The organism is Gammaproteobacteria bacterium (ex Lamellibrachia satsuma) (genome assembly GCA_019623805.1).
Classification (GTDB): Bacteria; Pseudomonadota; Gammaproteobacteria; order Chromatiales; family Chromatiaceae; genus QGON01.
Genome location: CP053680.1, coordinates 2054550 through 2079248, shown reverse-complemented (window position 1 = coordinate 2079248; position 24699 = coordinate 2054550). Strand labels below are relative to the sequence as shown.

At 51.4% G+C, this 24699-nt stretch carries 27 protein-coding genes; 5 read left to right on the top strand and 22 right to left on the bottom strand.

Features of this window, described 5'->3' with window-relative positions:
• Nucleotides 1–12 precede the first annotated feature (12 nt).
• From glmU to HPY30_08880, 11 genes are all read right to left on the bottom strand, one after another.
• Nucleotides 13–1383 (bottom strand): bifunctional UDP-N-acetylglucosamine diphosphorylase/glucosamine-1-phosphate N-acetyltransferase GlmU, encoded by a 1371-nt coding sequence (gene glmU, locus HPY30_08930; GenBank protein QYZ66100.1) that lies wholly within the window; start codon nt 1381–1383, stop codon nt 13–15.
• Nucleotides 1384–1705: 322 nt separating this feature from the next.
• Nucleotides 1706–2194, bottom strand: a complete 489-nt coding sequence (locus HPY30_08925) for a peptidylprolyl isomerase (protein QYZ66099.1) — start codon at nt 2192–2194, stop codon at nt 1706–1708.
• Between the two features lie 67 nt (nt 2195–2261).
• On the bottom strand, nt 2262–2687 hold the full coding sequence (locus tag HPY30_08920; GenBank protein QYZ66098.1) for a F0F1 ATP synthase subunit epsilon: 426 nt from the start codon (nt 2685–2687) through the stop codon (nt 2262–2264).
• 24 nt (nt 2688–2711) lie between these two features.
• A complete protein-coding gene (gene atpD / locus HPY30_08915; protein QYZ66097.1) occupies nt 2712–4088 on the bottom strand; it encodes a F0F1 ATP synthase subunit beta in 1377 nt (458 codons plus the stop codon).
• A 70-nt stretch (nt 4089–4158) separates the two neighbouring features.
• Entirely contained in the window at nt 4159–5019 is an 861-nt protein-coding gene (gene atpG, locus HPY30_08910; GenBank protein ID QYZ66096.1) for a F0F1 ATP synthase subunit gamma, read from the bottom strand.
• Between the two features lie 53 nt (nt 5020–5072).
• Nucleotides 5073–6614, bottom strand: coding sequence for a F0F1 ATP synthase subunit alpha (locus HPY30_08905; protein ID QYZ66095.1), 1542 nt, complete (start codon nt 6612–6614; stop codon nt 5073–5075).
• A 13-nt stretch (nt 6615–6627) separates the two neighbouring features.
• A complete protein-coding gene (locus tag HPY30_08900) occupies nt 6628–7167 on the bottom strand; it encodes a F0F1 ATP synthase subunit delta (GenBank protein QYZ66094.1) in 540 nt (179 codons plus the stop codon).
• A gap of 9 nt (nt 7168–7176) precedes the next feature.
• Complete coding sequence (locus HPY30_08895; protein QYZ66093.1) at nt 7177–7647, bottom strand: F0F1 ATP synthase subunit B; 471 nt, start codon at nt 7645–7647, stop codon at nt 7177–7179.
• Nucleotides 7648–7701: 54 nt separating this feature from the next.
• Nucleotides 7702–7935: a F0F1 ATP synthase subunit C gene (gene atpE / locus HPY30_08890; protein QYZ66092.1), complete on the bottom strand. Its 234-nt coding sequence runs from the start codon at nt 7933–7935 to the stop codon at nt 7702–7704.
• A gap of 50 nt (nt 7936–7985) precedes the next feature.
• A complete protein-coding gene (atpB, locus tag HPY30_08885; protein QYZ66091.1) occupies nt 7986–8846 on the bottom strand; it encodes a F0F1 ATP synthase subunit A in 861 nt (286 codons plus the stop codon).
• Nucleotides 8846–9241 carry a hypothetical protein gene (locus HPY30_08880; GenBank protein QYZ66090.1) on the bottom strand — a complete coding sequence of 132 codons (396 nt, stop codon included), beginning with the start codon at nt 9239–9241 and terminating at the stop codon, nt 8846–8848. Before HPY30_08880 ends, atpB begins: the two co-directional genes overlap by 1 nt.
• 288 nt (nt 9242–9529) lie before the next feature.
• Between HPY30_08880 and HPY30_08875 the strand changes: the two genes are divergently transcribed.
• Nucleotides 9530–10174 (top strand): hypothetical protein, encoded by a 645-nt coding sequence (locus HPY30_08875; protein QYZ66089.1) that lies wholly within the window; start codon nt 9530–9532, stop codon nt 10172–10174.
• Between the two features lie 106 nt (nt 10175–10280).
• Here HPY30_08875 and HPY30_08870 read toward each other — a convergent pair whose 3' ends face one another.
• Complete coding sequence (locus HPY30_08870) at nt 10281–11171, bottom strand: ParB/RepB/Spo0J family partition protein (protein ID QYZ66088.1); 891 nt, start codon at nt 11169–11171, stop codon at nt 10281–10283.
• 32 nt (nt 11172–11203) lie between these two features.
• Nucleotides 11204–11980 (bottom strand): ParA family protein, encoded by a 777-nt coding sequence (locus HPY30_08865; GenBank protein ID QYZ66087.1) that lies wholly within the window; start codon nt 11978–11980, stop codon nt 11204–11206.
• Between the two features lie 208 nt (nt 11981–12188).
• On the opposite strand from HPY30_08865, the gene HPY30_08860 reads away from it, so the two are divergent.
• On the top strand, nt 12189–12830 hold the full coding sequence (locus HPY30_08860) for a PEP-CTERM sorting domain-containing protein (protein ID QYZ66086.1): 642 nt from the start codon (nt 12189–12191) through the stop codon (nt 12828–12830).
• Nucleotides 12831–12878: 48 nt separating this feature from the next.
• On the opposite strand, the gene rsmG is transcribed toward HPY30_08860, so the two are convergent.
• The 9 genes from rsmG to rpmH form a co-directional block, all read right to left on the bottom strand.
• Nucleotides 12879–13454: a 16S rRNA (guanine(527)-N(7))-methyltransferase RsmG gene (rsmG, locus tag HPY30_08855; protein QYZ67976.1), complete on the bottom strand. Its 576-nt coding sequence runs from the start codon at nt 13452–13454 to the stop codon at nt 12879–12881.
• 56 nt (nt 13455–13510) lie between these two features.
• On the bottom strand, nt 13511–15388 hold the full coding sequence (gene mnmG, locus HPY30_08850; protein ID QYZ66085.1) for a tRNA uridine-5-carboxymethylaminomethyl(34) synthesis enzyme MnmG: 1878 nt from the start codon (nt 15386–15388) through the stop codon (nt 13511–13513).
• Nucleotides 15389–15406: 18 nt separating this feature from the next.
• Nucleotides 15407–15799, bottom strand: coding sequence for an osmotically inducible protein OsmC (locus HPY30_08845; GenBank protein ID QYZ67975.1), 393 nt, complete (start codon nt 15797–15799; stop codon nt 15407–15409).
• Nucleotides 15800–16157: 358 nt separating this feature from the next.
• Nucleotides 16158–16772, bottom strand: coding sequence for a class I SAM-dependent methyltransferase (locus HPY30_08840; GenBank protein ID QYZ66084.1), 615 nt, complete (start codon nt 16770–16772; stop codon nt 16158–16160).
• A 40-nt stretch (nt 16773–16812) separates the two neighbouring features.
• The gene (mnmE, locus tag HPY30_08835; protein ID QYZ66083.1) at nt 16813–18159 is read right to left on the bottom strand and encodes a tRNA uridine-5-carboxymethylaminomethyl(34) synthesis GTPase MnmE; all 1347 of its coding nucleotides are present in this window, start codon (nt 18157–18159) and stop codon (nt 16813–16815) included.
• Between the two features lie 19 nt (nt 18160–18178).
• A complete protein-coding gene (yidC, locus tag HPY30_08830) occupies nt 18179–19834 on the bottom strand; it encodes a membrane protein insertase YidC (protein QYZ66082.1) in 1656 nt (551 codons plus the stop codon).
• Nucleotides 19827–20063 (bottom strand): membrane protein insertion efficiency factor YidD, encoded by a 237-nt coding sequence (gene yidD / locus HPY30_08825; protein QYZ66081.1) that lies wholly within the window; start codon nt 20061–20063, stop codon nt 19827–19829. Before yidD ends, yidC begins: the two co-directional genes overlap by 8 nt.
• The gene (gene rnpA, locus HPY30_08820) at nt 20048–20422 is read right to left on the bottom strand and encodes a ribonuclease P protein component (protein ID QYZ67974.1); all 375 of its coding nucleotides are present in this window, start codon (nt 20420–20422) and stop codon (nt 20048–20050) included. The genes yidD and rnpA overlap by 16 nt, the downstream gene beginning before the upstream one ends.
• On the bottom strand, nt 20423–20557 hold the full coding sequence (rpmH, locus tag HPY30_08815; GenBank protein QYZ66080.1) for a 50S ribosomal protein L34: 135 nt from the start codon (nt 20555–20557) through the stop codon (nt 20423–20425).
• Nucleotides 20558–20816: 259 nt separating this feature from the next.
• Between rpmH and dnaA the strand changes: the two genes are divergently transcribed.
• The 3 genes from dnaA to recF all read left to right on the top strand — a co-directional run bounded on the left by dnaA (nt 20817) and on the right by recF (nt 24628).
• A complete protein-coding gene (gene dnaA / locus HPY30_08810; GenBank protein QYZ67973.1) occupies nt 20817–22172 on the top strand; it encodes a chromosomal replication initiator protein DnaA in 1356 nt (451 codons plus the stop codon).
• Between the two features lie 224 nt (nt 22173–22396).
• Nucleotides 22397–23497, top strand: coding sequence for a DNA polymerase III subunit beta (gene dnaN / locus HPY30_08805; GenBank protein ID QYZ66079.1), 1101 nt, complete (start codon nt 22397–22399; stop codon nt 23495–23497).
• Nucleotides 23498–23563: 66 nt separating this feature from the next.
• Nucleotides 23564–24628: a DNA replication/repair protein RecF gene (gene recF, locus HPY30_08800; GenBank protein ID QYZ66078.1), complete on the top strand. Its 1065-nt coding sequence runs from the start codon at nt 23564–23566 to the stop codon at nt 24626–24628.
• Nucleotides 24629–24699 lie beyond the last annotated feature (71 nt).

Below are 24699 nucleotides of genomic sequence, written 5' to 3'. Positions count from 1 at the left end.
TGCTCCTGCCAATTATTTTTTGGGTTGTTTGACCGGACGATGCCAGCTGTTCACTGTGATCTGCTTCGCACGGCTCAGGGTCAGGCTATTGGGTGCAGCATCCCGGGTGATGGTTGAACCAGCACCGACGGTTGCGCCGTCGCCAATGACCACCGGCGCAACCAGTTGGCTATCGGAGCCGATGAACGCGTTATCCCCGATAACGGTCTGATGTTTGTTGGCCCCATCGTAGTTGCAGGTGATGGTACCCGCACCAATGTTCACCGAATGACCAACCAGGCTATCGCCCACATAACTCAGGTGGTTGATCTTGCTGCCTCTGCCCACTGTCGATTTCTTGATCTCTACAAAATTGCCGACATTCACTTTCTCGGCAAGTTTCGTCTCCGGGCGCACCCGGGCGAAGGGACCGATGCGGGAACCTGCACCTATCTCCGCATCCTCGATGACGCAGTTGGGCAGAATCTCCACGCCTTCACCAATACGGGCGTTTTTTATTACCGCATTGGGGCCTATTTTCACGCCGTCCGCCAATTCGACCTGGCCTTCGAATATGGCATTGCAATCGATAAATACATCCTGACCGACAACCAGCTCGCCACGAATATCCACCCGGCCCGGGTCCACCAGGGAGGCGCCGGCAGCCATCAACTCATCGGCGCGCTGTCGCTGATAGTAGCGTTCCAGAAAGGCCAGCTGCGCACGGTCGTTGATGCCCATTACCTCCTCCTCGCTGGAGGGGTGTACCGACTGGACCTCTACGCCATCCTCAACCGCCAAGGCGATGATGTCCGTCAGGTAGTACTCCTGCTGGGCATTCTCGTTGTCAATACGGGCAAGCCAAACCTCGAGCCTTGCGCGGCTTACCGCCATGATGCCGGTATTGATCTCGTTGATTGCAAGTTCTGCCTCAGAGGCATCCTTCTGCTCAACGATACTGGCGATGTGATGGTCGCTATCTCGCACGATCCGCCCATAACCACTTGGATTTTCAAGCTTGACCGTCAGCAACGCTAGATCACTCTTTGCCAATCTAGCCATCAGCGCCTCAAGGGTCTTACCGCTGATCAGAGGCACATCCCCATAGAGGATGAGTACCTGATCGTCTGACTTGAGATGGGGTAAAGCTTCGATTACGGCGTGGCCCGTACCCAACTGCTCTTTCTGCTCACACCAATCGAGGCGTTGATCAGCCAGCGCCGACTTGACCTGCTCTCCACCATGCCCATAGATGACGGTGATTCTGTCGGGAGAAAAGGCCTGTGCTGTCTCAACCACATGGGATAGAAGCGGCTTGCCAGCTAATGGATGTAGTACCTTCGGAAGGTGGGATCGCATCCGGGTACCCTGACCGGCTGCGAGGATCAAAACACCGAGTTTCATGCATGCTCCATGATTGTCTGCTAGTTGGAATGTTCCATTTGTGGCCGTTCACCGAAACAAATCAATTCGGTTTCAGGATGTCCTGAAAAAGGATGTCGGCAAAAAACGCCATGACTTTAAATTCATCACAAATGAGAGCAAATTCAAAGCCCAACACTAATAAATTTTAATACGGTCTCAAAAATAAAGCGTGTCCATCTTCCAGATCTTCATCGCCTGGTACCAGGAGGTGCAAACAATCCCTTTTATTCGTCTTTCTGAGTATAACGGCAGGGGGCGCGGAGCGCACCCGTTGGCAGGGAGCAATAGTGAAATAAGTGTATCAGTTGATGGTTGGGGTCTGACCGGGAACACCAACACTCATGGCATCCTCTTTGGTTGCGTCACGCACTTCAACAATCTTGATGTTGACAGTGAGTGTCTTGCCGGCAAGTGGATGGTTACCATCAACCGTCAACTTGCCGTTTTCAATCCTGGTGACAAAAAAACTCTTGGCTTCACCTTGCTCATTCTGCATCTGAACTTCAGCGCCCAGCTTGCGGAATTCAGGGGGCACGTTTGCAATGTCATCGGTAAAAGTCAGATCCGGGTCATGATCCCCGAAACCTTGATCCGGGGAGAGGGTAAACGACACATTATCCCCAGGAGAGCGGCCCGTCACCGCAGCATCCATGCCACCGATCAGCTCAGTCTCACCACCGTGGATATAGTTGACTGGCAGATCGCTCTGCTCGAGAACATTGCCTTCCTCCTCGACAATGGAATAGGTCAGGGAGACAAATTTGCCTGTTTTGATCACTTCTTTGGACATAGCTTTAAAACCAAAAAGGGCCTCTCTTACAGAGAGGCCCTGTTAAACCGTGCAATCAGAGAACGGCTTAGCCGCGACCCTTTTTGCGAAGACTTTCGATGGTGCGAAGCTGCGCAACCGCTTCAGCCAGCTCGGACTGTGCCTTGGCATATTCAAATTCGGCAGACTTATCCACCATCGCCTCTTCAGCGCGTCGCTTGGCTGCCTGGGCTGCCACTTCATCGAGATCGGCGGCACGAGCGGCGGTATCCGCCAGAATGGTGATCACATGGGGCTGCACTTCCAGAATGCCGCCTGAGACAAAAAAGTGCTGCATCTCACCGCCACCGGTGTCGACTCGCACTTCACCCGGCTTCAGCCGGGTAACCAGCGGAGTATGACGTGGTGCAATGCCCACCTCACCCATTACCGCCGGCGCATAGACCATCTCCGCACTACCGGAATGGATCTCGCCTTCGGCGCTCACAATATCGACATGAATTGTCATTGCCATAGCTTAGCACTCCCTATAGTGGGATCAGACGTCACCGCCACGCTCGGCGGCTTCCTCAATGGAGCCAACCATGTAGAAAGCCTGCTCAGGCAGATGGTCATACTCACCCTCGACAATCGCCTTGAAACCGCCAATGGTGTCTTTCAGACCAACATACTTGCCCGGGCTACCGGTGAAGACCTCCGCCACGAAGAAGGGTTGGGAGAGGAAGCGCTGGATCTTACGAGCACGCTGTACCACCGTTTTGTCTTCCTCGGAAAGCTCATCCATACCGAGAATTGCAATGATGTCCTTCAGCTCCTTGTAGCGCTGCAGGGTACCCTGAACGGCGCGGGCGGTATCGTAATGCTCCTGACCCACAACGTTGGGATCAAGAATTCGAGAGGTGGAGTCCAATGGATCCACCGCCGGGTAGATACCCAGTTCGGCGATCTGACGGGAGAGCACCAAGGTCGCATCCAGATGCGCGAAGGTGGTTGCCGGAGAGGGATCCGTCAAGTCATCCGCAGGGACATAGACTGCCTGGAATGAGGTGATGGAACCGGTCTTGGTGGAAGTGATACGCTCCTGCAGCGTACCCATCTCTTCCGCCAGGGTCGGCTGGTAGCCCACTGCAGAAGGCATCCGGCCCAACAGAGCGGATACCTCGGTACCTGCCAGAGTATAACGGTAGATATTGTCGACAAACAACAACACGTCACGGCCTTCGTCACGGAAGTTTTCCGCGATTGTCAGACCGGTCAGGGCAACTCGCAGGCGGTTGCCCGGCGGTTCGTTCATCTGACCGTAAACCAGGGCAACCTTGTCTAGCACGCCACCTTCGGCCATCTCATGGTAGAAGTCGTTACCTTCACGAGTACGCTCACCCACACCGGCGAAAACAGAGAAACCGGAGTGCTCTACCGCGATATTGCGGATCAGTTCCATCAGGGTCACGGTCTTGCCTACCCCGGCGCCGCCGAACAGCCCGACCTTTCCACCCTTGACGATGGGCATGATCAGGTCGATAACCTTGATGCCGGTCTCGAGAACCTCTGTGGTGGCTGCCTGGTCTTCAAATGGCGGAGGATTGCGGTGGATCGGCATGCGCGTCTCGACCTTGACCTCGCCCGCGTCGTCGACCGGCTCACCCAACACATCCATGATACGCCCCAGGGTTCCCTGGCCGACCGGTACGGTGATAGGAGAGCCCGTGCTCTCGACCATCACACCCCGCCGCAAGCCATCGGTGGACCCCATCGCGATGGTACGCGCCACACCATCACCCAGCTGCTGCTGGACTTCCAGAGTGAGGTTGGCCTCTTCGATCTTGAGCGCTTCATAGACCTTTGGCATGTCACCGCTGCTGAACTGAACGTCCACCACGGCGCCGATGATTTCAACCACTTTGCCCGAACTCATTTCGGTTCCTCTTGCCGCTCCAGGCGACTCTCTAATTGTTAAAAACTAATTCTGTGGCAAGGCATGCGCGTCAGACCGCTGCAGCACCACTGACGATCTCGGAAATTTCCTGGGTAATCGCTGCCTGACGAGCCTTGTTGTAGATCAACTGCAACTCGTTGATGAGATCCCCAGCATTATCGGAGGCGGCCTTCATCGCAACCATTCGCGCAGACTGTTCGCAGGCACCATTCTCTACCACAGACTGGTAAACCAGGGACTCCACATATCTGCCAAGCAGGTTGTCCAGCACATCCTTGGAATCCGGCTCGTAGATATAGTCCCAGTGGTGCTGCAGGTCTTGATCTGCCTCGGCGCTGATTGGCACCAACTGTTCGACAGTCGGATCCTGCGTCATGGTGTTGACGAACCGATTGTAAGCCACATAGATACGATCAATTTCACCAGCGGCATAAGCATCCAGTAACACCTTCACCGTACCGATCAGATCCTCAATGTGCGGCGCATCCCCAAGGTGAGTCGCCTGCCCGGTCACATTACCGCCGAAACGCCCGAAAAAACCCAGTGCCTTGGTGCCTATGGTACAGAAATCCACCTCCACGCCAGCTTCGTTCTGAGACTGGATCTCTTTCGCCAGCCTGCGGAACAGATTACTGTTCAGACCACCACAAAGACCACGGTCGGACGAGACGATGATATAACCTACCCGTTTGACCTCACGGTCGATCATGAAGCTGTGGCGATACTCAGGATGAGCATGGGACAGGTGACTGATCACCATACGCATCTTCTCTGCGTAGGGACGGGTCGCGTCCATCCTGTTCTGGGCCTTACGCATCTTTGCGGCCGCCACCATCTCCATCGCTGAAGTAATCTTCTGCGTGTTTTTGATGCTGGCGATCTGGGTGCGTATCTCTTTTGCGCCTGCCATATCTCTAAAAACCCTATTTTGGCCCTATCGTGTGATCTTCCAATGCTCTTTGGTTACCAGGTATGGTTGGCCTTGAAATCCTTTAATGCCTCGTGCAACGCCTGCTCGATCTCGGGATTGTAGTCCGTTTTCTCGTTGATCAGGTCGACCAGTGCCTTTTGGTTGCTCTTCATATAGTCGTGCAACGCCGCTTCAAAATCCACGACCTTACTCGTCTCTATGTCGTTCAGATAACCTTCATTGGCAGAGAACAGGGTGGTTGCCATATCGGCCACACTGAGGGGAGAGTACTGACCCTGCTTCATCAGTTCGGTCACGCGCTCGCCAAGTTGCAGCTGGGCACGGGTCGCGTCATCGAGATCGGAGGCAAACTGGGAGAAGGCTGCCAGCTCACGATATTGCGCCAACGCCAGTCGCACACCACCACCCAATTTCTTGATGATCTTGGTCTGCGCAGCACCACCCACCCGCGATACGGAGAGACCGGCATTGATCGCCGGACGGATACCGGCATTGAACAGATCGGCCTCAAGGAAGATCTGGCCGTCAGTGATGGAGATAACGTTTGTCGGTACGAAAGCCGATACGTCACCTGCCTGAGTCTCGATGATCGGCAGAGCCGTCAGAGAACCCGTCTTGCCGGTAACTTTACCGTCGGTATTCTTTTCAACCTGCTCCGCGTTGATCCTGGCCGCGCGCTCCAGCAGACGGGAGTGAAGATAGAATACATCACCTGGATAGGCTTCTCGGCCCGGTGGACGACGCAGCAGCAAGGAGACCTGGCGGTAGGCCCAAGCCTGCTTGGTCAGGTCGTCATATACAATCAAGGCATCTTCGCCTTTATCGCGGAAATACTCACCCATGGAGCAACCGGCATAAGGGGCCAGGAACTGCATGGCGGCAGAGTCGGCAGCAGGGGCGGCGACGATGACGGTGTGCTCCATCGCGCCGTGCTCCTCCAGCTTACGCACAACCTGCGCGATGGTGGAATTCTTCTGGCCCACCGCGACATAGATACACTTAACGCCGGTGCCTTTCTGATTGATGATCGCATCGATCGCCAGGGCCGACTTACCGGTCTGACGGTCACCGATGATCAACTCTCGCTGGCCGCGGCCGACTGGCACCATGGCGTCGATGGCCTTGATACCTGTCTGCACCGGCTGATCAACCGATTTACGGGAGATAACACCGGGGGCTACCTTTTCGAGGGTCGCTGTTTCTGTGGTTTCCACAGCGCCCTTGCCGTCGACCGGACCGCCCAGAGCGTCAACCACTCGACCCAGCAGGCCTTCACCCACGGGTACTTCGAGTACGCGACCGGTACATTTGACCGCATCACCCTCGGAGAGATGTTTGTAGTCTCCCAATACCACGGCGCCGACCGAGTCGCGCTCCAGGTTGAGGGTCAGACCGAAAGTATTCCCCGGGAACTCCAGCATCTCGTAAGACATGGCGTCCTCGAGACCGTGGATGCGGGCGATACCGTCGGTAAGACTGATAATCGTGCCCTCGTTACGGGCCTCGGTCTTAAGATCGAATTTCTCGATCTTGCTTTTGATCAGTTCGCTGATCTCGGATGGATTGAGTTGCATGATGGCTTCTCGCTTAGATTCCCAATTCGTTCGCCAGTTGCTGCAGTTGTCCCCGGACGGATCCGTCGATAACCATGTCGCCAGCGCGGATGTGGATGCCGCCGATCAGATCGGTGTTCTTTTCGCTGGTGATGGTGACATCACGTCCGAGTTTGGCCTTCAGGGCATCGGCAATATGTTTTTGCTGGACAGAGCTGAGTGCAAAGGCCGAAGTGACATGCACCTTGAGTACTCGCTCGCGTTCAGCCTTCAGTAGTTCAAACACCTCGACGATTTCCGGCAGAACCGCAAGGCGGTCATTCTGCACCAGCAGCCTGGCCAGATTTGAACCCTCTTCGTTCAGACGTCCGCCACCGATCTCCAGCATCAATTCGGTCAACTGTTTACGATCAAACAGCGGGTCCTTGATGACTCCGGCCATGGTCGAATCCTGAACAACCGCTGCCAGCAACCCCAGCATTTCAGACCAGAGGTCGAGTTTATCGGTCTCTTCGGCACGGGCAAAAACCGCTTCCGCGTAAGGGCGGGCAATAGTGGTAGCTTCTCCTGCCATAGCGTTGCCTTAGATCTCTTTGGCCAGACCGTCGACGATATCTCTATGCGTCTCGGCGTTGATCTCTTTCTTCAGGATCTTTTCCGCACCGGCAATAGCCAGCTCGGCAACCTTCCCGCGCAGCTGTTCACGCGCACGATTGGTCTCCTGTTCGATCTCCGCCTGCGCAGCGGTAAGGATTCGCTCTCCTTCGGTACGGGCACTACCCTTCGCTTCGTCTACAATTTCAGCGCCTCGCTTCTGCGCCTGGGCAACGATCTCCGCCGCCTGGGCTTTCGCTTCGTGAAGCACGCCCTTGGCACGCTCTTTCGCAAGCTCCTGTTCATGCTGCCCACGTTCTGCTGCAGCAAGACCGTCGGCTATCCCTTTTTTACGCACTTCAAGCGCGCCCATGATCGGGGTCCAGACGAATTTCATCGTGAACCACACGAACACCATAAAAGAGAGTAGCTGACCAATAAGAGTCAGATTGATGTTCATCCCGGAATTACCTCGTATTTGACGAGATGATAGTCGGTTCGATTATCGGTCGGATCATCCGGCGACAGCGAACAGCACGTACATGGCCAGGCCCACAGCAATCATGGGTACCGCGTCGACCAGACCCATGACAATGAAGAACTGGGTACGCAGCATGGGAATCAGCTCAGGCTGACGTGCAGCACCTTCCAGAAAGCGGCCACCCAGAACGCCGATGCCTACAGCAGCACCCAAGGCACCCAGGCCCATCATCAGCGCGCCGGCAATATACAGCAGTGCATTTTCCATTTTGGTCTCCCGTTTAATGAACCAAATAGTAGTAAAAGATATTGTAAGAATCAGTGCTCGTTATGAGCCATATCCAGATATACGATTGTCAGGGTCATAAAAATGAACGCCTGCAGTGTAATAATCAGGATATGAAAAATCGCCCAACCCAACTGAAGGGCACCGCCAAACAGGCCGAGAACCAAGCCGGCATTGTACATGATGGCGATCAGGATAAAGATCATTTCGCCCGCGTACATGTTGCCGAAGAGTCGCAGGGCGAGAGAGATGGGTTTGGCGATCAGACTGACAAATTCGAGTATGAAGTTGATCGGAATGAACAGCGCGTTCACCAGGGGATTCTTTGAAGAGAATGGCTGTAGCGTCAATTCACCGACGAAGCCTCCGACACCCTTTATTTTGACGCTGTAGAAAAGAACAAGGGCGAAAACACCAATCGCCATACCGAAGGTGGCGTTGGGATCGGTGGAGGGCACCACTTTCATAAAGTGGATGCCAAGAAGACCCGATAGAGCAGGAATGACATCCACAGGCACCAGATCCATCAGATTCTGCAGGAAGATCCAGATGAAGATCGTCAATGCAAGCGGCGCCACCAGACTGTTTCTGCCGCTGAAAGAACCACGCACGCTGGTATCGATAAACTCAACTATCCATTCGGCAAAATTCACCAGACCATCGGGAACACCGGTAGTTGCACCTTTGGCCGCACGGGTAAAAAAGTAGAGAAAGGCGATGCCCAGCAGGATGGACCAAAACATGGTGTCCACGTGGATCGCCCAGAAACCCATTGCCTTGGCTTCTGCCGCATCGTGCGCAAAAGCCCAGGATCCATCCGGCGTCTTACCGAAGGTCAGGTTTGTCAGATGGTGTCTGATGTATTCGCTTGAGGTCAGGGTATCGCCGGCCATTATCTTCTTTTTAACCTGGACTTCATTTGATCAGTGTAGATTAGCACAAACAGTGGAGCCACGACCTGAACAAACAGGTAACTCCCCAGCATGGCACCGATGCTCAATGGCTTTATCCAGAAAACCACCACGCCGAACAGTATTCCTGTTAGCAGGATTTTCTGCAACTCTGAGCCGTACATTTTCGCAAGCATCCTGCCTGGCTCCTGTGCCCGGTAGGTTACAAAAATTCTGGCTGCCATAAAACCATTTGTGGCTGTGGATATTAGACCACCCAAGAGGCCGGACCAGACATATACCCACCCAAAAGCGCCGAGAATAATAGCCACGGCAATTGAGGACACGGTCTGAGTCAGAACTATGAGGCGAATCTGGTCGTTTCCGGCAAGCTGCATCCCAGTTTCCCGGCACCCCTTTAACCACGTTCACTTTAGACGGACAAGTATAAGTTTTTTTTAATATAGGGTCAAATGATGGGCGAACAAATTTAGAATGGCTATAAACCCCGCCTGTACCGGGAATGACTGGTATTTTGGCGCCACCGGACAACTCACGAAAAAAGCCAATTAACTATGATTGATGTGCATCAATGAAGGTCGATAATAGACTCGATTAAAAGTTGTTTTCTGGTACATATACAGGGGCACATTGGTAGTGCAACGTACAACATTAGGGAGAGAACTGTGAATTTCGCTGCAAAAAATCTGTCAATCCTGTTTCTGCTTGTCGTTACCGGCTGCGCATCTCCTGTCACAAGGGATCAAATAACACCAGAATTTTATTCAATTGGTGATAAGAATATATCTCTAGCAGTGATCGACAAAAGACCCTATGTTTTGACTGGCGATAAAAGCGAAAAGTTTGAAGGACTTGTGCGCGGTGCTTTTGGAATGCCCATGACCTTAGATAGACCAGAAAGGCCTAAAGAAGAACGTTTCGTAGACTTTCTGTCCAACATAATCAAGGAAGGTTTTTACGATTCAGGCATTGAGGTAAATATTATTAAAGTAGATATGGGAACGTCTGTGGACGATGCCATCGATCAAATGGCCGACCCTAGGTTTAACAAAGCGATTGTTGCGTCTGTATATGAATCGAAATGGGATGCTGGTGGTTTCAAGTTTAGATATCAATATGACTTTGATATTTGTATTGCTGATATACATGGAAAAGTAATTGATCACGAGCGTTTTTCTGGCAGCCAAGCAAACAAACCAAGTGAGAGCCATAACCTTTGGGATATGCACACGATCATATATAGGGGCAACTTGGAAACTATGTTCAAGAGTCCGGCAATTAAAAATGCCTTATTAAACTCGGGCCCATGACCTTGATGCAGGAGTTCAAATATACTGATATCGAAGCACAAGGTGCCAGGGCGAAGATGGACTACAAGCAGTACTACGACAACTTATGCCGATAGTGATCAAAGCCTCACTTGATGTGATCCAAAATCCCTTCCAACTCGTCTAGGCTGTTGTAGGCGATGACCAGCTTGCCTTTGCCTTTTGCATTCTGCTGCAGGTTGACCTTGGCACCCAGACGCTCTGAGAGATCGGTCAGCAGCCTGCGGATATCCGGGTCATCTTCGGTCTTGCTGACCACCTTCGCAGGTGCATCCTGCTCCCCCTGGATACGCCGAACCAGGCGCTCTGTTTCACGTACCGAGAGCCCGTCTGCGACAACTTTTGCCGCGGCATTGCTCTGGGCTCGGTCTTTCAGGCCAAGCAAGGCGCGAGCATGACCCATTTCAAGGCGGCCGCTCTCGATCAGGATTTTGACATCCTCGTTCAACTCCAACAGACGTAACAGGTTGGTGACCGTTGTACGGGACTTACCCACCGCCTTGGCCACAGCCTGGTGGGTCAGTTCAAATTCAAGCAGTAACCGGCTGAGGGCGTTGGCCTCTTCCAACGGATTGAGATCATCCCGTTGGATATTCTCGATCAACCCCATGGCCATGGCGGCCTGTTCGGTGACTTCTTTGATGACCACCGGGATGGTATCGAGGCCAGCCTGCTGCGCTGCACGCCAACGCCGTTCACCGGCGATCAATTCATAGCGGTTGTTTTCGATCTCCCGCACCACTACCGGCTGGATTACACCCTGTGCGGCTATGGAGTCGGCCAGTTCCCGCAGACTGTCCGGATCGAACTCCCGTCTGGGTTGATAGCGACCACGTTGAATCAGATCAACAGGCAGGTGCGCAAGATTGCCCCCCGTGCCTTTTTTACCCGCGGAGTTATCCGCTGCTGCACTCTCGTTATTGATTCCGCCGAGCAGTGCATCCAATCCTCTACCGAGGCCCCGTTTCTTCGCCGCCATCTCTCTGCGTACCGTAGCTGTTTAATATTTAATCAGGATGTCCGCTTGCGGTTCCGACGCACCACTTCACTCGCCAGAGCCAGATAGGCCGTCGCACCGCGGGAGGATCTATCATACAGTAAAACCGGTTTGCCATGACTCGGCGCTTCGGCGACCCGTACATTTCGCGGAATGATGGTGTTGAACACCTTATCCTTGAAATGGGTGATCAGCTGGGTGGATACATCAACCGCCAGGTTATTTCGGGGGTCGTGCATGGTACGCAGAATACCTTCGATCTCCAAATCACCATTGAGATGGGATTGAACCTGCTTCACCGTACCCATCAGCGCGGATAGCCCTTCCAGCGCATAGTATTCGGTCTGAATCGGTATCAATACTGCATCCGCTGCTACCAAGGCATTCAATGTCAGCATGTTCAAGGACGGTGGGCAGTCGATGATGATGAAATCATACTGGTCCTTTGTTGTCGCCAGCGCCAGGCTCAAACGCTTTTCCCGCAGGGTGGCATTCATCAATCCCACCTCCGCTGCAGTCAGATCCGCATTGGCAGGCAGAACATCAAACCCGGCCTCTGGGGTTTTCATCACAGCCTCGTGCAACTGTACGTCCCCCAACAACACATCACAGCTGGAACGCTCAAGCTGGTGCTTGTCCACACCGCACCCCATGCTCGCGTTACCCTGTGGATCGAGATCCACCATGAGAACGCGCTTCTTCAGCGTTGCCAGGGAAGCGGCCAGGTTAACGGCAGTAGTGGTTTTGCCCACGCCGCCTTTCTGATTCGCGACGGTAATGATATGTCCCATGAATTTCAGACCGGGTTGAGACTGGAGCCCGCTATGATAACGGGCAGGAGGCCGCTGCGATACCTGCTCTGTTGATGAAAGTCAGAATTTCATGGTTTTTCGCCAGCACCTGAAAAGGAAACAAGATCCTGAATAATTAAACTTTGCCCTGAAATGACCGCCTACCTCTATCAGTACAGATCGAATTTGAGGCATCAGTGTGACTTCAATGGGTAAATGGGCGGTTATCATGCTGCTCTTGTCAGCAGCCAGCGCCACACAGGCCGGCATTATCTCCCTTAACGACAGGGACACTTTTTCCAGCTGGCTGGGTAGTGTCACCACCATAGATTTCGAGGAAAATGAGCGGCGACGCTGGCGCTCCTACCGTGACCAGGCCCTTTTTGCCGATGTTGTTTTCCAGGGCAGCGGTGATCTCTATACCGTGGATCCCGACTACTACCGCAGATTCTACGACTGGGACTCCGGTGATGTGCTCTCTGACCAACACGCTGAAGGCCGCATCACCGCCTATCTGCCTCAGTCCATCTATGCCATCGGGGTGGACTTGATGACTTTCCGACCGTTCGCTTCGGACGTTCGGGTCGTTTTGTCCTCCGGGGATATCTTCGACATAGCAACCGCCAACCCTGGCAATAGAACCTTTGCCGGATTTATCTCGGATGAAGTCATCAGTTCCATTACCTTCGAATCCCTTTCCGGCCGTTTTCTGAATATCGATAACTTCGCCTACTCCACCCAAGTACCTGAACCACGAACCTATCTGTTGTTTGGGTCGGCTATTTTTGTACTCATCTTTTTTCGTCGCCGCTGGAAGCAGTTCGGTGAAGAAGATCACACAGACAAGTAGAAACGGCAAGGCGCCACTCTTACTCACTGCTCACAGCAAGATAAGAGATTATTCGATAATAATCAGGTGTCGCTCAGCATCAGTTAACGGCACTTGTAACCGTATCACTTCCTGTTTCATCCCTGCCGGAAGTCCGGCAATCTCATCTTCCGGCACCATTCCCTTCATCGCCAGCAACCGGCAACCGGGAGCTCGCAGATGACGGGTCAGTTCAACCATCCGGGGCAGGGCAGTAAAGGCCCTGGAGATCAAGGTATCGAAAGGGTGATTTGGCTGGTAGGTTTCAACCCTGGCATGTACGGGAAGAACATTCACTATTCCCAACTCAAGCACGACCTGACGAACAAAACGGATTTTTTTGTTGTTACTGTCGAGCAATACGAAGTGGGCATCTGGTAGTAGCAACGCCAAAGGGATGCCGGGAAGGCCCGGACCCGTTCCCATATCTAAAATTTCTTCGCCGTGAAGATAGGGAAGCACCGAAAGGCTGTCGAGCAAATGTCGATCCACCATCTCCAACGGATCGCGCACAGCGGTGAGATTGTAAGCCTTGTTCCACTTTATAAGCAGGCCATGGAAGCGGAGTAAGCGCTCACGTACATCTGCCGGGATCGACAGTGACATTCTTTCGAGGCCCAAATCAAGTCGTTCTCCCCATCGAGACTCCACTAAGTTCTTCGTCACTTTGCCGAAACCTGTTTCAGATGGATCATTAACATCGAAATAGCCGCAGGGGTGACCCCGGGAATGCGTCCCGCCTGACCCAGGGTGTCCGGCCGGTGGCGCTGAAACTTCTCCCTTATCTCCGCAGAGAGCCCACGTACTTTCTCAAAATCAAAATCATCGGGCAGAGACATGGATTCATTTGCCCGTTGCCGTTCAATCTCATCCCGCTGCCGATCGATATAACCGGCATATTTGGCCTGAACTTCGATCTGCCCTGCCACCTGCCAATCCGACTCACCCGGACCGATACCAGGCAGACTCATCAATCCGGCATAGCTTACTTCTGGTCGCACCAGCAGTTCCAGAGCACGCACCTCCCGTGCCAAAGGCGCACCCACCACCCGAGTTACCTCATCCTCCGAAAGATCCCTTGGTCGTATCCAGGTATCCCGCAGCCGTTGCTGCTCCCGTGCTATCGTCTCGCGCTTGTGATCAAAAGCGGCCCAGCGCTTTTCAGACACCAGACCGAGTTCGCGCCCTGTTTCGGTTAACCGCAGGTCGGCATTGTCTTCCCGCAGCAACAACCGGTACTCTGCCCGGCTGGTGAACATACGGTAGGGTTCAGCTGTACCCTGGGTAACCAGGTCATCAACCATCACGCCGAGATAGGCTTCATCCCGCCGGGGAGACCAGGCCTCCTTTTCCCTGCATAATCGCACCGCATTCAAACCTGCCAACAGACCTTGGGCCGCCGCCTCTTCATAGCCTGTGGTGCCATTGATCTGTCCGGCAAAAAAGAGCCCGGCCATATGCTGGGTCTGCAACGAAGACTTGAGGCCTCGGGGATCAAAAAAATCATACTCGATGGCATAACCCGGGCGGATGATGTGGGCCTGTGCAAATCCCTTCATAGAACGCGCAAGTTCATACTGCACATCAAAGGGCAGGCTGGTGGATATGCCATTAGGATAGACCTCGTTGGTATCCAGGCCCTCTGGTTCGATGAAGATCTGATGGGAGTTCTTATCGGCGAAGCGGACAATCTTGTCTTCTATGGAGGGACAGTATCTCGGTCCAACCCCCTCGATCACACCAGTGTACATTGGCGATCGGGACATACCGCCACGGATGATGTCATGGGTCTGTTCGTTGGTATGGGTGATGTAACAACTGACCTGTCGCGGGTGTTCCTCCCGCTGACCCAGAAAGGAGAAAACCGGTGTCGGCTCATCCCCCGGCTGCTCCTGCAGCACAGAATAATCTATGCTGCGCCCGTCGATGCGTGGCGGGGTACCGGTTTTGAGGCGTTCCACCTTAAAAGGCAACTCTCGAAGGCGGCGGGAGAGGGCATTGGACGGGGGATCGCCGGCGCGTCCCCCTTCATAGTTGGACAACCCGATATGGATGCGGCCTCCAAGGAAGGTACCCACCGTCAAAACCACTGCGCGGGCTCTGAACTTCAAACCCATTTGTGTCGTGACACCGATGACCCTATCCCCCTCAACCAACAGATCATCCACCGCCTGTTGAAAGAGATCGAGATTGGGTTGATTTTCCAGGGCAAATCTCACCGCAGCCTTATAACGAACCCGATCCGCCTGCGCCCGGGTGGCTCGCACTGCGGGACCCTTGCGGGAGTTGAGAATGCGGAACTGGATACCACCGAGGTCCGCTGCATGGGCCATGATGCCGCCCAGTGCGTCCACTTCTTTCACTAAATGGCCCTTACCGATGCCCCCAATGGCCGGGTTACAGCTCATCTGTCCAAGGGTCTCGATGTTGTGGGTCAGCAGCAAGGTTCGTGCACCCATACGCGCAGCGGCCAGCGCAGCCTCGGTGCCGGCATGGCCGCCCCCCACTACAATCACATCATAGGTGTCGGTGTAAAACATTAAACTCCGATGACTCTGTTATTTCAGTTCAATTGAAAAAGCCGGTGAATCCATCATGTGTCTTTTCACCGTACAGAGTTCCATCGCCCGGAGAATACCCTTTTGATATTTTTCGGGAAAATCCGCCGGCAGTGTGAGTCTCAAAACAATATGGGAGAAGAGTTTCTTCTTCTCATCCCGTTCACAATCCATGTGCAGCGCCATGCCGTCTGTTGATAGCTCCCGTATTTCACAAAAATTCCAGGCGAAGATGCCTGCACATGTGGCGATGGAGGCAAGAAACAGATCGAAAGGTTCCGGCGCCGACGCACTACCCCCATATTTTTCTGATTGATCTGTGTGGATGACAAAATTCCCAACCTTGGCATCGATTCGCTTTCCTCCCGGAAAGCTGACTTCTATCGTATCCATTGTTATCTCCAATTCATCTAAATTAATCTTAAAATACACCACTGCCTCTCCTTGAACTGCGGGAAATCTGTGGTTGAAATAGCGGGCCAAGGCCCCACCGCCAACACCAAGCAACAGTATCCGCTTTGATATAGGCACAAACAGTATTGGTGCCAACATTGCGTGTTGAACAGGAGAGACCAGTTGATCGGGATGATCAAGGTCGATAATCGACTGCACTGCACCATCGTCAAAATCCAGCCAGCGCAGGCGCTCTTGCTGCCACACGCTCACTGAACCTCTATTCAGCGGCTGCCTGGCAACCATAACTGGCGGCGGCGTTATCATTCAATAGGAAGAACGGTGGCTCAAGCAGTATCTATACCTGTCTGCGAAAACGATAGTAGCCAAAATCCTGAAGCTTCTCAGCCGGGGTAATATGTCTTTCATTACGCTGTTCTGTCAGCACAAATTCACTTCCCATAACCTTCTTCAGTTTTTCGGCATCGTACTGCACGATATCCAGACCACTGCACTTTGTCGGTCCGCCAATGGCAAACGCAGCGATGATCACAGTTCCATCCACTTTCAAGGAACGTCGCATGACGCCCAGATATTTCTCGCGCATTTCTGCATCGGTAAGAAAGTGGAATACCGCCCGGTCATGCCAAATATCGTACTGTTTCGGTGACTCAAATTCTGTGATATCAGACTCTATCCAGTTTACCAAAGTTGCCCTGTTACCAAGACGCACTTTGGCATATTCCATGCCCGTGGATGAGATATCCAATACCGTGAGATTGTTCAGCCCTTCCTGCAGCAGTCTGTCCACCAGTACCGAAGCACCACCACCCACATCAATGATAGCCGGTTGACCCTCAAGCCCACTATTTTCCATCATCTCAAAGGAGATGCTTGAGGCTTTTTGGTACCAACTGACATCAAATGGTGACTTTTCTCTATAGACCTTTTCCCAATGTGCCTTGCCGCTCATACCGCTTCTCACAAAAAATTTCTGCTGAAAAAATACCGTTTTACTTGCCGATACAAAAGGTGGAAAAGATGCGACCCAGCAGGTCGTCAGCAGTAAATTCCCCGGTTATCTCGTTGAGAGATTGCTGGGCGAGACGGAGGTCTTCCGCCAGCAGCTCGCCAGCGGCTGTTTCTTCCAGCATCCGCTTTCCCTGATAAAGAAGATTCATGGCGTTTGCCAGCGCATTCAAGTGACGACGACGGGCGATAAATTCTCCTTCCACACTGCCAGTGTAGCCCATGGCCTGTTTCAGATGATCCTTCAGCAGGTCAATCCCCAGCGAGGATTTGGCGGCGATGGAAATCTCAGTCAGTCCCTCATCGTCCACCAGGGCAGGGGAGGTGCCGCTCAGATCGATCTTGTTTCTGATCAGAGTTAGAGGAACCTGCTCAGGCAGGCTCTCCCGATCCAGCGTGAGGTGGTTGGGGTCATCCTTGTCATCGAAGACCCAGAGGATGCGATCTGCCTGATCGATCTCATTTCTCGCCCGCCGTATTCCTTCCTGTTCAACCGGATCGGTACTCTCGCGCATGCCTGCCGTATCGATGATGTGGATCGGCATTCCATCGATCTGTATCTGCTCCCGCAACAGGTCTCTTGTAGTGCCTGGGATCTCTGTCACTATCGCGGAATCCCTTTCTGCCAGCGCATTGAGCAGGCTCGACTTGCCTGCATTGGGACGACCGGCAATGACCAGTGTCATGCCATCACGCATCAGGCGTCCTGTATGGGCACTTTTCTGTACAGCTACGAGTTCATCGATGATTGACTGTAAGTTAGTGCTCACTTTTCCATCAGAGAGGAAGTCTATCTCCTCTTCAGGAAAGTCGATGGCCGATTCAACATAGAGCCTCAGGTTGATAAGCCCTTCAACCAGCTTGTGGATTCGCTCGGAGAAAACGCCCTGCAGGGTTCGGCTGGCCAGGCGGGCTGCAGATGTGGTCTCCGCATCTATCAGATCGGCAATCGCCTCAGCCTGGGCAAGGTCGAGTTTGCCATTGAGGAAGGCACGTTCACTGAATTCCCCTGGGCGGGCGGCACGAATGCCGGTCGCCAGCACCCGTTGCAGCATGAGATCGAGAATAAGCGGTCCACCATGCCCCTGCAGTTCGAGTACATCTTCACCGGTGAAGGAGTTGGGGGCGGGGAAATAGAGACAGATGCCTTCGTCAATGGTAGATCCATCAGCATCGGAAAAACTGCAGAAGTGCGCATGCCTGGGTTTCGGCAGTTTACCTGCCACCGCATTGGCCACATCGGCACAACGCGGACCGGAAATCCGGATGATGCCCACCCCGCCACGACCGGGCGGAGTGGCAACAGCAGCGATTGTATCTCGCGGCTGCACTTTGATTAGCCGATGCTAACTAACCCGCCTGCTCTATCTTGCGGGTGATGTAGTACTGCTGAGCAATGGAGATCAGATTGTTCACAACCCAGTAGAGCACCAGACCCGACGGGAAGAAGGCGAAGAAGATGGTAAAGACGAAGGGCAGACTCATCATGATCTTGGCCTGCATTGGATCCGGTGGTGCCGGATTGAGCTTCTGCTGCACGAACATGGAGACGCCCATGATCAGCGGCAGCACGAAGTAGGGATCTTTTGCAGACAGATTATCGATCCACAGAATAAAGGGTGCCTGGCGCATCTCAACGCTTTCCAGCAACACCCAATAGAGGGCAATAAAAACAGGGATTTGCACCAGAATCGGCAAACAACCGCCCAGGGGGTTGACCTTCTCCTTCTTGTACATCTCCATCATAGCCTGGTTCAGGCGTTGTTTGTCATCGCCGAAACGATCCTTCATGGCCTGAAGTCTCGGCGTCAGCTTGCGCATATTGGCCATCGACTTATAGCTGGTTTCCGACAGTTTATAGAAAAGCGCTTTGATAATGATGGTCAGAAGAATAATTGACCAGCCCCAATTGCCTACCCAACTGTGGATCTTTTTCAACAGCCAGAAGATCGGCTGTGCAATCACGGTCAGCCAGCCATAATCGACTGTCAGCTCCAATCCAGGTGCAACCGTCACCAGTTGGTCCTGAAGCTTCGGGCCAACGAAGAGCTGTTTATTGAAACTGTGGTTGCTGCCAGGGGCAACCGTCACGGACGGAGAGTAACTGCCAATAAGATATTTCGGTCCCGGCAGGCTGTTTGTGTAGTAGTGCTCCATCTGGGTTTTTGGTGGAATCCAGGCCCCCAGGAAATAGTGCTGGATCATGGCCAGCCAACCATCGGTGGAATCGACATTAAGCCCTTTTTCCGCCATCTCGTCGAAATCGACTTTTTCGTATTTCGCTTCAGGATTGTAGTAGACGCCACCTGTATAAGTGTAGGTGGTCAGCCGTGACTGATCCGTCGGTTCCGTACGCTGCAGTTGCGCATAATCTCTGGCTGCCCAAGGCTCCGCTGACTGGTTATCCACCTCGTGGGTAACATCTATCAGATAGCTGCCGCGGCTGAAGATAAAATGCTTGGTAACCTTGAGGCCATCACTACCAGCCCAAGTCATGACCACGTCGATTGTGTCCTGACCCTCTAACAAACGGTACTCACTCTGTTCGATCTGATATTCGGCCTCGTGTGTCGGGGCCTTGCCTTCTTCGCTTCCGATCATGCCTGACTGGGCGATGAACAGGTTCGGCATCGTAGGTGAGAAGAGTTGGAACTTTAACTCCGGTGTCTCCGGTGATACCTGATAATCGAGCAGATGTACGCTCTGCAGCGTTCCACCCAGTGTGGATATCTCCACTTTCAACAGATCGGTTTCGACCCTGACTGTCTTTCCACCTACAGCAGAGACGCCAACTGTCACGGGAACAGCCTGATTTCCACTAGCTGTGACCCCTGGTGCAACCGAGGCAGTTGGCACACCGGCCGATTCGGTTGCAGCAGGCACGACTTCAGCCGTCTGTTGCGGTGCCACAACTTGTGGTGATCCATAATCGGTCATCCATGCCTGATAAAGCAGCAGGCAGATGAAGGCAAAGGCAAACAGGAGAATCAGTCTTATATTATCCATGGGACTTCTTTTCAGTAGGTTCTGGAACCGGATCGATTCCACCTTCGTGCCAAGGGTGGCAATGAGAGACACGACGCAAGGAGAGCATCAGGCCACGAAAAAATCCATGTTTTTCGAGGGCTTCAACCGCGTAGGCAGAGCAGGTTGGGTAGAAGCGGCAGTGATTTCCCAGGAAAGGGCTTATAATAAGCTGGTATCCACGGACAAGGAAGATTAGGAAATGGCGCATCTTTCTGCCAGCCTCTTCCAGTGCCGCAATAATGAAGCCGCGTATCTGCCATTGTCCATAAGCAATTTACCACGCCGATTCAAAACCACGATATCAAGACCTGCCAACAATTCCTGATTTAACCTGAAACTTTCCCGAACCAATCGTTTCAATCGGTTACGATCCACTGCGCGGCGCGTGTTCTTTTTGGAAATTGCCAAACCCAGTCTCGCAAACTCCAAGCCATTCTCTCTCACAAGTACCAGAAAAAAATTATCTGTTGAACGTTCAGCCCGACTAAAAACCCGACGATATTCGTCGGGTTTCAATAATCTTAATCTGCGGGGAAAACTCCCCTGAACTGCCGTCAAGGACGGAATTTACGATGTCAGACAGGCGCGGCCCTTGGCACGACGTGATTTGATCACCTTGCGACCATTGCGTGTGGCCATGCGAGCACGAAAACCGTGGGTACGGACGCGTTTGAGATTACTGGGCTGAAAAGTTCTTTTCATAACTCTATACCGATATTGCCTGGGCGTTCCCGTAAAATACGGACGAAAAAAAGAGACGTACCATATACCTTACGGCCTTATTTTGTCAACAATTTTCCGGAACAAAAAATGGACACTCCAAGCCTTGAAACTGTGGATAAGTCTCTAATCGCAGAGTAGACTTGATGGCCAGAACAATTAGAAATTCCATCTCCATCTCAAACAACATAATTCTATCGGATCATCAGCAGATGGTTACGATGGCCAGCATTCGGAGACAATCAAGTTGGATCTTTGGCAACGTTGTAGCAAGCACCTCGAACAGGAGCTTTCACCTCAGCAGTTCAATACCTGGATTCGTCCGCTTCAGGTAGTAGAGGAAAACAACCGCCTCCGTCTATTGGCTCCCAACCGCTTTGTACTTGACTGGGTGCGCAACCACTATCTCGAATCCATAAATACCTATCTTGGCGCCCTCTCTCTGGATGAAACACCAATTATTTCCATTGATATCGGATCAAAGAAAAAACCTGCTGCCGTCAAACAGAGAAACAATCATCAGACCAACAGGACTGGTGTTCAGACCATTGTTCCATCAAAGGGAAGTCCGAACATTGAGAGCCATCTCAATCCTAACTTCACCTTCGAAACCTTCGTTGAAGGAAAATCCAATCAGATCGCCCGTGCCGCCTCGATGCAGATTGGCGAGAATCCAGGTAAGGCCTACAATCCTCTATTTATATACGGAGGGGTCGGACTTGGAAAAACCCACCTGATGCACGCAGTGGGTAACACGATCCTACAACATAATCCCAATGCCCGGGTCATATACCTCCACTCGGAACGTTTTGTTTCAGAAATGGTTAAGGCGCTGCAGCACAACACAATTGACCAGTTCAAACGTAAGTACCGTTCTGTCAATGCACTGCTGATAGATGATATTCAGTTTTTCGCAGGAAAGGAGCGGTCTCAGGAAGAGTTCTTCCACACTTTCAATGCACTCTTCGAATCTCAACAACAGATTATCTTATCCAGTGACCGATTTCCCAAAGAGGTTGGCGGCCTGGAGGAGCGTCTAAAATCAAGATTTGGCTGGGGGCTGACCGTCGCAATCGAACCTCCCGACCTGGAAACCCGCGTCGCTATTCTGCAGAGTAAGGCTTTGCAACTGAAAGCAGAACTTCCCAGCGAAGTTGCCTTTTTTATGGGTAAACGTATTCGCTCCAATATTCGCGAGCTTGAAGGAGCTTTGCGGCGTGTTATCGCCAATTCAACCTTTACTGGTACTAGTATCAATCTCGATTTTGCCAAAAATGCCTTGCGCGACATGATTGCTGCACAGGACAAACAGGTCACGATCGACAACATTCAAAAAACAGTTGCAGAGTATTTTCAGATACGCACTTCAGATCTACTTTCAGCAAAACGTAGTCGTTCCATCGCCAGGCCCAGACAGATCGCCATGACGCTGGCTAAAGAATTAACAAATCACAGCCTGCCCGAGATCGGAACTGCTTTCGGCGGCAGGGATCACACCACGGTCATTCATGCCAATAAAAAGATCAAGGAACTGCGGGATAGTGATGTTCGAATATCTGAGGACTACTCAAACCTGTTGAGGACATTAAGCAGTTGATGTGGATAAGATGTTGAGAAAAATGATAAAAAACAGAATGGTCATTTATCCACAAGAGATAGACAGGAAACCACAAACTTACACGACAGCTATCAACAGGCAAAAAAGCTATAAAAGCATTTAAAAACAGCGTGTTACATGACTTATCCTCATAAGTAGCACCCCCTAATAATAATAAGTAGATATATAAAATAAACTAACTATAACTACCTTGGGTAGAGAATATGAAAATAGTTACCAAACGAGAAGCGCTATTGGACCCACTACAAAGGATTGGTGGGGTTGTCGAAAGAAGACAAACACTACCAATATTGTCCAATATCCTTATTAACGCTAAATCCAGTGAGATCCAGCTAACAGCGACAGACCTGGAGGTAGAACTCAGGACGCAGGCTGTTGCTGAGTGTAGTGGAGAAGGTGACTTTACTGTCCCGGCAAGAAAAATTCTTGACATATGTAAAGCTCTACCCGAGGGAGCTGACATCATTCTTGAGGTAGATGGTGACAAGGCGAAAATACGTTCCGGGCGGAGTCGTTTCTCCCTAGGCATATTGCCGGCACAGGATTATCCAGTAATCGAGCCGACTGCAAGTAGCTCAGTGTTTACGCTTAAAGAGGCTGAACTCAAGCAGTTAATTGAGAAAACCCAATTTGCGATGGCTCAACAGGATGTTAGGTATTATCTTAACGGGATGCTACTGGAAATAAGAGATGGTGATGTTAGAACTGTTGCCACTGATGGCCATCGTCTAGCATTGAGTGAATGCAATAAATCGGTAGATACCGACTTATACGTTCAGGTCATACTACCTCGTAAAGCAGTGTTGGAATTGGGCAGATTGCTCAAAGATAGTGAAGATGAAATTAAACTTGAGCTAAGCGCCAATTATGTTCGAATTCTGATGGATGGGGCTGTTTTCACCTCAAAACTTATCGATGGTCGCTTTCCTGATTATCAGCGTGTTATGCCAAGCGGAACAAATAAAGAACTTCGCGCAGACAAGGCGCTTTTAAAACAGTCTTTATCCAGAGCATCCATCCTCTCAAATGAAAAGTACCGTGGAATCCGCTTTTCAGCCAATAACAACACGCTGCAGATCCAAGCGCATAATCCTGAGCAGGAAGAGGCCGAGGAAGAACTGGAAGTAGATTACAGTGGCGACGAAATCAAGATTGGTTTCAATGTTGGTTATTTTATAGATGTACTCTCAGCAATCAAAGAGGATGAAATTATTGTTGAACTCAAGGACTCTAACAGCAGTGCTTTGATATACGGGAAAGACAACAGTAGAAATAGATATGTTGTCATGCCCATGAGAATATAAATTAATATTTAGAGATGAGAAAAAAACCGGCAACTAAAATTATTGCCGGTTTTTTTTCGCCCGACCTTGAACATTAAAAAATTGCAAATCCAGAATCTCCGTATTATCGACTCTGTCGATCTAAGGCCAGAACCTGGGATGAACATATTCTGTGGTAATAACGGTGCTGGTAAAACGAGCTTACTTGAAGCAATATTTTTACTTGCCAGGGCAAAGAGCTTTAAGAAAACTAGAGGTAAAAATCTCATTCAGGAGGGTAAAGATAAACTCTCCGTTTACTCAGAAACTCAACATACAAACCATTCGATAGTTCGGATCGGTTTTGGTTTGGATAATAAAAAAAAGAGAATACAACTCAATGGGACAGCAGTTTCCCGTGTTTCAGAAGTCGCAACACTGCTCCCCATCGGGATAGTCACACCTATAATTCACCGCCTGATTGAAGAGGGTCCTGATAATAGAAGGCGATTCTTGAATTGGGGAGTGTTTCACGTGGAACACTCGTATGTCTCAATTATGAGGCACTATTCAACAACACTGCAGCAAAGAAACGCTTCATTGCGCGCTGGTGATTCACGCTGGAATGTTTGGGATACCCCATTAATTGATTATGGGGATCAGATTAACCAATTACGAGCAGATTATTTTAGTAGCTGGAAATCTGTGTTTCAGTCTCTTGCTGCATCGTTTCCTAATGTTCCAGTGATTAGCTTCAGTTTTTACAAAGGCTGGAATAAATTACTTTCCCTCGAAGATTCTCTTAAGGCACAAGTCAAAACGGATCTGTCAACGGGTTTTACAACCACTGGGCCTCATAGGGCTGATCTTCGAATAACAGTGAATTCTCTTCCTGCAAAGGAGATTCTTTCTCGTGGCCAACAAAAGATAGTTGCCACATTGATGGTTCTGTCTCAGCTTATAGCGCAAAAAGAACGCACAAATATCAATCCCATCCTTCTTATGGACGACTTTTCTGCCGAGCTAGATTTCAAAACCACTAATTCTTTACTCTCACTTATTGAATCCAGTGGCTTTCAAACTTTTCTCACAACAATAGACGCCAAATCAGTAGCCGGAAAATATAGTAATGAAGCAAAAATGTTTCACGTGGAACACGGAGCAGTAAAATAGTTAAAAGTCACGTAATTATCTCTGTATGTCGAGTCACGATGCTTTGTTAACGATTTTGTCGTTTTGATATC